Origin of the sequence: Planktothricoides sp. SR001, assembly GCF_001276715.1 — a bacterium.
Classification (GTDB): Bacteria; Cyanobacteriota; Cyanobacteriia; order Cyanobacteriales; family Laspinemataceae; genus Planktothricoides; species Planktothricoides raciborskii.
In genome coordinates this window covers 1-7457 of record NZ_LIUQ01000104.1, presented here as the reverse complement: position 1 = coordinate 7457, position 7457 = coordinate 1, and the positions used below count along the sequence as shown (strand labels likewise).

Annotated in this window: 7 protein-coding genes; 6 read left to right on the top strand and 1 reads right to left on the bottom strand. The window is 41.6% G+C overall.

What is annotated here, in order from left to right:
* The first annotated feature begins 320 nt into the window (after window positions 1-320).
* The 4 genes from AM228_RS28135 to AM228_RS28120 all read left to right on the top strand — a co-directional run bounded on the left by AM228_RS28135 (window position 321) and on the right by AM228_RS28120 (window position 3450).
* The gene (locus AM228_RS28135; RefSeq protein ID WP_054470290.1) at window positions 321-755 is read left to right on the top strand and encodes a universal stress protein; all 435 of its coding nucleotides are present in this window, start codon (window positions 321-323) and stop codon (window positions 753-755) included.
* Window positions 756-954: 199 nt separating this feature from the next.
* The gene (locus tag AM228_RS28130) at window positions 955-1872 is read left to right on the top strand and encodes a histone deacetylase (protein WP_054470288.1); all 918 of its coding nucleotides are present in this window, start codon (window positions 955-957) and stop codon (window positions 1870-1872) included.
* A gap of 163 nt (window positions 1873-2035) precedes the next feature.
* Window positions 2036-2872: a dienelactone hydrolase family protein gene (locus AM228_RS28125; protein ID WP_054470286.1), complete on the top strand. Its 837-nt coding sequence runs from the start codon at window positions 2036-2038 to the stop codon at window positions 2870-2872.
* Window positions 2873-3102: 230 nt separating this feature from the next.
* Complete coding sequence (locus tag AM228_RS28120) at window positions 3103-3450, top strand: nucleotidyltransferase family protein (protein WP_054470298.1); 348 nt, start codon at window positions 3103-3105, stop codon at window positions 3448-3450.
* Window positions 3451-3512: 62 nt separating this feature from the next.
* Here AM228_RS28120 and AM228_RS28115 read toward each other — a convergent pair whose 3' ends face one another.
* Window positions 3513-4973: an ATP-dependent DNA helicase RecQ gene (locus AM228_RS28115; RefSeq protein WP_054470285.1), complete on the bottom strand. Its 1461-nt coding sequence runs from the start codon at window positions 4971-4973 to the stop codon at window positions 3513-3515.
* A 180-nt stretch (window positions 4974-5153) separates the two neighbouring features.
* Between AM228_RS28115 and AM228_RS28110 the strand changes: the two genes are divergently transcribed.
* Window positions 5154-5912, top strand: coding sequence for a glycerophosphodiester phosphodiesterase family protein (locus AM228_RS28110; protein WP_231636972.1), 759 nt, complete (start codon window positions 5154-5156; stop codon window positions 5910-5912).
* Window positions 5913-6443: 531 nt separating this feature from the next.
* Window positions 6444-7376, top strand: coding sequence for a pentapeptide repeat-containing protein (locus AM228_RS28105; protein ID WP_054470284.1), 933 nt, complete (start codon window positions 6444-6446; stop codon window positions 7374-7376).
* Window positions 7377-7457 lie beyond the last annotated feature (81 nt).

Sequence of the window (7457 nt, the reverse complement as noted above, 5' to 3'; positions counted from 1 at the left end):
CGTTATTCTCATTGTAACAAACTGTAAAGTTACTGTGTATAGATAATTTTTCGTGTTACCCGTCCCTTATGGTTCGGTTGTCTCCGTAACCGCCGCCCCACTTATTGAATAAATCAGCTTTATTGCGTAATGCACTAGGCTGAAAAATGCGATTCCCGCAGGGATCGCTACGCGAATCGCTGTCAACAATTAACCATTAACGGTCAACGGTTATCAAAAACTGTGAAATAATAGTCAGTATAATTTTAACCGCAATCTTGCCTCGATACCTGAACGAGTGGAGATGCAGTTGTGTTGAACCAAAGGAGTAAGTCAAAAACGTGATTCAAAATATCCTCGTTGCCATTGATGGATCTGATTTATCAGAGCAAGTGATCGGCACTCTTCATCAAATTAAACTTAGCAGCGATACTAAAATTATCCTGTCTTATGTAATTCCTAATACCGGGGCTGACGTGGACGTGGCTGCCGATCGCCCGCAAGCGGATCAAGAAGATGTGGCTTATATTCACATGAAAAAGCTCATGGAACCCCTGCAAGCGGAATTTTCTTGCCCCAGTGAATTGGAAATTGTCACCGGGGATCCGGCAGAAGAAATTATCCGGTTAGCCAACATATATAAGGCTGATTTAATTGTAATTGGTAGTCGGGGGTTGACGGGGATTAACCGAATTTTACTCGGTTCAGTCAGCAGTCAAGTGGTGGCAGATGCTCACTGTTCGGTTTTAGTGGTTAAACCCAAATCAAACCATTAAACCATCCATAGTGGCAGTGTAGATGTCAAACTTTTCCGACTTTCTTAAAAGATGTTTTCTGATATTTTTTATGTTTAGTCAACTAATCTATAAATAGTAATTAGCTATCAGCCATCATGTATCAGCTATCAGGTATCATAAGACGGCTGACGGCTGATACCTGACCGCTGACGGCTGACCGATGAAAATCAAAATTTCTATGAATTTGCCAATTGTTTACCATCCTAATTACGTCGTACCTTTGCCGGAATATCATCGATTTCCGATGGCCAAATTTAGCCTGCTGCATCAAATGCTGATCGCCGATGGAGTGGCAGAACCAGGACAATTTCATGCCCCAACTTTTCCCGCAAAAGAATGGATTTGTCAGGTACACCATTCTGATTATGTCCAAGCCTATTGTAGCGGCACTTTAGATCAAAAAGCCCAAAGGCGAATTGGTTTACCTTGGAGTGCGGCATTGGCCGATCGCACTTGTATTGCTGTAGCTGGCACAATTTTAACTGCTGAGTTGGCTTTAAAAACGGGTTTAGCTTGTAATACAGCCGGGGGAACTCATCATGCTTTTCCCAGTTTTGGCTCGGGTTTTTGTATTTTTAATGATATGGCGATCGCGGCTCGGATTTTGCAACAGCTTGGCCAAGTTAAAAAAGTGCTGATTGTGGATTTAGATGTGCATCAGGGAGATGGCACGGCGGTGATTTTTCAGGATGACGAAAGCGTGTTTACTTTTTCCATGCATTGTCAAGCCAACTTTCCGGGAACCAAGCAAAAAAGTGATTTAGATGTGCCGTTGCCGGTGGGCATGGAAGATGATGAATATTTGCAAACTCTAGCTAGTTATTTACCAGATTTGCTGACTCAAGTCAAGCCGGATTTAGTCATTTATGACGCGGGGGTAGACTGTCACGCCGGCGATCGCCTGGGGAAACTTTCTCTGAGCGATCGCGGTCTTTTTCGTCGAGAAATGCAGGTACTATCTACCTGTGTAGGTGCAGGTTATCCCGTCGCTTGTGTCATTGGTGGAGGTTATTGTAACGATATGAATGATTTAGTCTATCGCCATTCTTTGCTGCATCGAGCCGCAACAGAAGTGTTTCAACAGTATCGACTGTAAAAAAACTCGGCAATCATTACCTTAGTCATCACCTTTTTGTCAAAAAATCGTTAAATTTTTTCGGGAATAGGAGTTACGCAATTATCCAAAAATATTCCAAAAATAGTATTTTTGCGTAATTTCTGTATAACCATTTACAGTAACCTAAAATAGGAAATAAAGAATGAGTGATCTGTCTCGGCGCCAATTTATCGTCATGGGTACTCTAGCCGCAGGGTTTGCAGTTTGTACCCACCCGATTTCTGCCCAAGTTATTACAACAGATAGTGTTGGTTTGGTGGCAGGATTAGTCCAAATTCCCGTAGCTGATGGAGCAATTCCGGCTTACCGCGCTATGCCAGATCAAGGCAGTAATTTTCCGGTGATTTTGGTAATCCAAGAAATTTTTGGAGTTCACGAACATCTTCAGGATATTTGTCGCCGGTTGGCAAAATTTGGATATATGGCGATCGCCCCAGAAATGTTTGTCCGGCAAGGAGATGTGTCTAAGTTACAAACCGTAGAAGAAATTATTTCTCAAGTGGTTTCAAAAGTTCCCGATGCTCAAGTTATGTCCGATTTAGATGCCACAATTGCTTGGGCTAGAAACAGCGGAAAAGCCAACATGAATCAAGTTGGCATTACGGGATTTTGTTGGGGTGGAAGAATTACTTGGCTTTATGCAGTGCATAATCCAAATATTCAAGCGGGAGTCGCTTGGTATGGTCGGTTAGTCGGTGATTCTTCTCCCTTGACTCCGCAGCATCCGATTAATGTTGCGGCAAATTTAACGGTGCCAGTTTTGGGACTTTATGGTGGCAATGATGAATTAATTCCGATGGATACTGTTCAGAATATGCGGCGCATTTTGTTCCAGGGTAGTAGTCAATCGGATATCTTCGTTTATCCCGGTGCGCCTCACGGTTTTTTGGCCGATTATCGTCCGACTTATCGACAAAAAGAAGCCAGAGAAGCCTGGGGGCGAATGATTGGTTGGTTTAAACGAAATGGCGTAGGCTGAAGATAATTTTTTCCCAGATATTTGTTTTCAGACCACGGGTTAAACCCCGTGGCGACATGAAATAAGTCCGCGAAAAGCGGACTTATCTTAATTTGATCTAATGCTAATGGTTTTAACCTGTGCTTACTGCCTTTAAATATTAATACTAATCTTTGAGTTTGGTATTAAATTATATTCTAATAATAATTTAGATGAGTTTAGAAAAAATTAGATTAATACCAATTGATTATATGCTCAATTTGCATGGCAGCTATAGTAAAAACATTAACTTACCATTTGATCCAATAAAAAACTTTTGCACCAAATGGCAAGTAAGTGAATTGGCTTTATTCGGTTCTGTATTGCGGGACGATTTTCGCCCGGATAGCGATATCGATTTGCTAGTTACATTTAGTCCTGATGCTGATTGGAGTTTATTCGATCATATTCAAATGCAGCAAGAATTAACCACAATTTTGCAAAGAAAAGTTGATTTGGTGAGCAAACGGGCGATCGCCAGAAGTCAAAACCAGATTCGTCGTCAGGAAATTTTATCAACGGCTCAAGTTATTTACCCCACTAATACTTATGTCAAATAAGCGAGATATTGCAACTCTTTTAGATATTCAGCGGGCATCTCAAAAGATTGGTCAATCATTCATTATGAAGAACGACACCGATCGCAATGTCCACATTTGAGATTTTTGAGGATATTTTTGGCTTCTCTATCGAAGCCAAATGCTTGGAGTAAAAAATGCCACCGACAAGTCCGAGTAGTCAGATATTTGGCCATTATTTGAGTGGCATTGCTATCATTTTTTAGCGGTTGATTTGACTTGGGATAAATGATATAATGAAATGGGTCAAGCCACTGTAATTGATTCTGACTATGTAATAGAGAAAGCGCGATCGCGCCTTCTTTATATTTGCGGGCAACTTCGTCAATACTCCCCTGTTTGGGTAATTTTTTGCCTAGTTCTAGAGCCCGTCGAGAAAGCGATCGCTGCTGTTGGATTAAAAACTCTCGTCTTTGGCGATCTTCTGGGTCAAGAAACCCGGTACATTCACTAACTAATGTTAAGGCTTCAGCGGGTTTACCATCCCGACCAGCGCGTCCCACTTCCTGAATATATTCTGATAATAAACAGGGCGCTTGAAAATGAACCACCCAGCGAACATTCGGTTTATTCACCCCCATACCAAAGGCACAAGTACAGACCACAAAAGGTAAGTTTCCGTTAATCCAAGCTTGTTCAATAAAACGCCGTTCCGATCCACTCAGTCCCGTGTGATAAGCGCGAGTATTATATCCTTTTTGTTGTAAAATTTGGGCAAGTTCTTCGCTATCTTTGCGCGATCGCACATAGACTAAACCGGATTGTTTTTCCCGTTGTTTGATATAGTTAAATAACTGTTGACGACGACCTCGTGGCGTCCAGGCAACTTTCACTTGCAGATAAAGATTTGGGCGATAAGGACTATATAAATACTGTTGGGGTTGTTGTAATTGTAAAACTTGAGCAATGGTTTTTTGAGCAACTGGATCCGCCGTCGCGGTAAACGCAGCAATCGCCATTTTACTCCCCGGAGGTTTAGATTTTAGTAACTGCGATCGCACGGTTCCTAACCGTCGATAAGCTGGGCGAAAAGTATCCCCCCATTGGACTAAACAATGGGCTTCATCGAGAATTAAACCATTAATGGGTAAATGGGGTTGAGTCAGACAGTCCCAAACTGGCTTACTGAATAAAGTTTCTGGAGATAAATATAATAAGCGTAACTGATTTTTGCCTAAAGCTTCTAGGGTTTTTTTCCGTTGTAATTTACTAATTTCATTATGTAATAAAGCAGCGGGAAGTTGGCGATCGCGCAATTCTTGCACCTGGTTTTCCATTAACGCCACCAAAGGAGAAACCACCAAAGTTAAACCGTTTTTTAATAATGCCGGTAATTGAAAACAAATCGATTTCCCGCCCCCGGTTGCCAACACTACCAGGGCATCAGTTCCTTCTAATAAAGTTTGGACGATTTCTCCTTGGGGTGGGCGAAAATCCTCGTATCCCCAAATGCGGCGAAATTCCTGCCGTACATAATCCCAATAAACCTGATTTTGCTTGTCCATGTTTCCTAAAAATCCCTTAGAATAATTATGTTATACCAAATCCGGTTCAATCGTAGGGGCGATTCGCTTTCTCGCCCCTACGATTCATCAGATGTCATTCCCGCGTTAGCGAAGCATGCGCGTCAGCGCTATATGCGGGAATCCATAAACATTTTTTGGGGATTATCGTAAATTAAGAAAATGGAAATAGAAATGAAAATGGAAATGGAATTAGAAATTATTGCTCATCGGGGATTTTCCGCGATCGCCCCAGAAAATACTCTCGCGGCTTTTGCGGCAGCCATTGAATATGCCGCTGATTCGGTGGAATTTGACCTGCAATTAACCGCTGATGGTGTTCCCGTGGTAATCCATAATCCCACCTTAGACAAAACTACCGGAACCCCCGGAAATGTCACGGCAAAAACTTTAACTGAGTTAAAAGATTTAGATGCTGGCAGTTGGTTTCATCCTCAGTTTGCCGGTGAAAAAATTCCCACCTTAGCGGAAACTTTAGCCATTCTCCATCCGCTGCCTCAGCATATTTATTTAGATGTTAAGCCTCATTGTCAATGGTCAGACTTTCAAGTAGCAGAATTAGTCGAGATGCTGATTGCCCAAGGGTGGCAAGAAAGGGCGATCGTTTCCTCATTTAATCCTCAGTTTGTGGAACAAGTACGCCAAACTCAGCGGGGGTTAACCTTGGGTTATATTGTGGCTAATGTTGAAGATTATGAGGCAGAATTGGCCAAAGCAATTAATCAGGGCAATTCGGTGATGATTAGTGAATATCATCTGTTGTTAAATCATCCCACTTTGGTGGCAAAAAGCCGCGATCGCGGGGTGGATATTGTGGTTTGGACGGTGGATGATCCCAATGATTTGCAAGCTTTAGTTAATATTGGTGTTCGGCGAATTGTCACTAATTCTTTAGTGGGTAAATCACGGGTTTCTCGATGATATAGCTCCGTAGGGTGGGCATTGCCCACTTTATGTTTATTCTCTAAATTGACAAAATTGACAAAATTGACAAAATTTTTTCACAGAATCTTGATAATCCGCCACAAGCGATCGGCTAAAAAATTTATGATTAGAAAATATTGCTAAACATATTTGATTTTATTATGTGTTTATCTTTGTTTGATTAAAATTACTCAATATAAAAAAGTTGAGACGGGAAAAGATTGGTATTACTTACAACAATTTTACCTAATTAATCAATGTAACTATCTGTATAGTTCCATGAAGATTTAATGAGTTTTGTAAAAACAGATACCAATTAGCAAAAATTGATCAGCAAAAACTGATGATTTTGATTAGCATCATCACTGATTATTGCTCCGGCTGTTTTTGGCAGGTGGTGCGAAAGAGCTCCGCTCCGCTGGTGCGATCGCGCGACTCATATGTCGCTACAATATAATTTGTCATTGTTTCCGGAAGTTTGACCGCTGGTGTTGTTTGAAAATTTAGAAAAACCCTGGGAAAGTCACTATGAAAGAGTTAGAACAATGGTATCGAGTGCTCGGACTAGAGTTGGGTGCGTCTTGGGAGGAGGTGAACCAAGCTTATAAAGACTTGGCGTTTATTTGGCATCCCGATCGCATTCCCAACGATAATCCTAGATTGCAGGAAAAAGCTGAAGAAAAGCTCAAAGAGATTAATCATGCTCGTGACCAATTGCGTTCTAGAAAATCTGACTTAAAAACTTTTCACAATGGCAGAAGTGAGCGATCGCCCACTCCTTCGACTACCCGCGATCGCCCCCAAACTCCGCGCTATTCCTACTATAAATCTCAGTCGCAAACCTATCAGTCTCAGTATCAAAAGCATCAATCTCAGAGTAATTCTCAGAGCAATTCTCAGAGCAACTCTCAGAGCAACTCTCAGAGCAACTCTCAGAGCAACTCTCAGAGCAACTCTCAGAATAATTATCAGAGCAACTCTCAGAATAATTATCAGAGCAACTCTCAGAATAATTATCAGAGCAACTCTCAGAATAATTATCAGAGCAACTCTCAGAATAATTATCAGAGCAACTCTCAAAAGCGATCGCCCTACTATCAGGATCTCAGTGGCAGTGATTTTCGGGGGGCTGACTTCAAAGAAAAGGATTTATCTGGCAAAAACCTCAGCAATTGTAACTTGCAAAATGCTGACCTAAGTGATGCGTTTTTGCATAAAATAAATCTCAGTGGATCTAATCTAGAAAATGCTAATTTATTTAGAGCCAATCTTCTAGAAGCTTGCCTGACCCAAGCGTGTTTACGCAACTGTAATTTAATTGGGGCTGACTTAAGCGGGGCTGACCTGAGTGGGGCTGATTTAACCGGCGCCAAAGTGGGAACCAAAAGTAAAATTTTGGTCAAACTGACCGGGACTAAATTATCGGGGGCAATTATGCCTGATGGCACAATTCACCCATAATTAAACCCATAATTAAATAGCCACGGATTTAAATCTGTGGCGCTTTGTTTAATTCGCTTTGGGTAAGGGCGAAGCATTCCG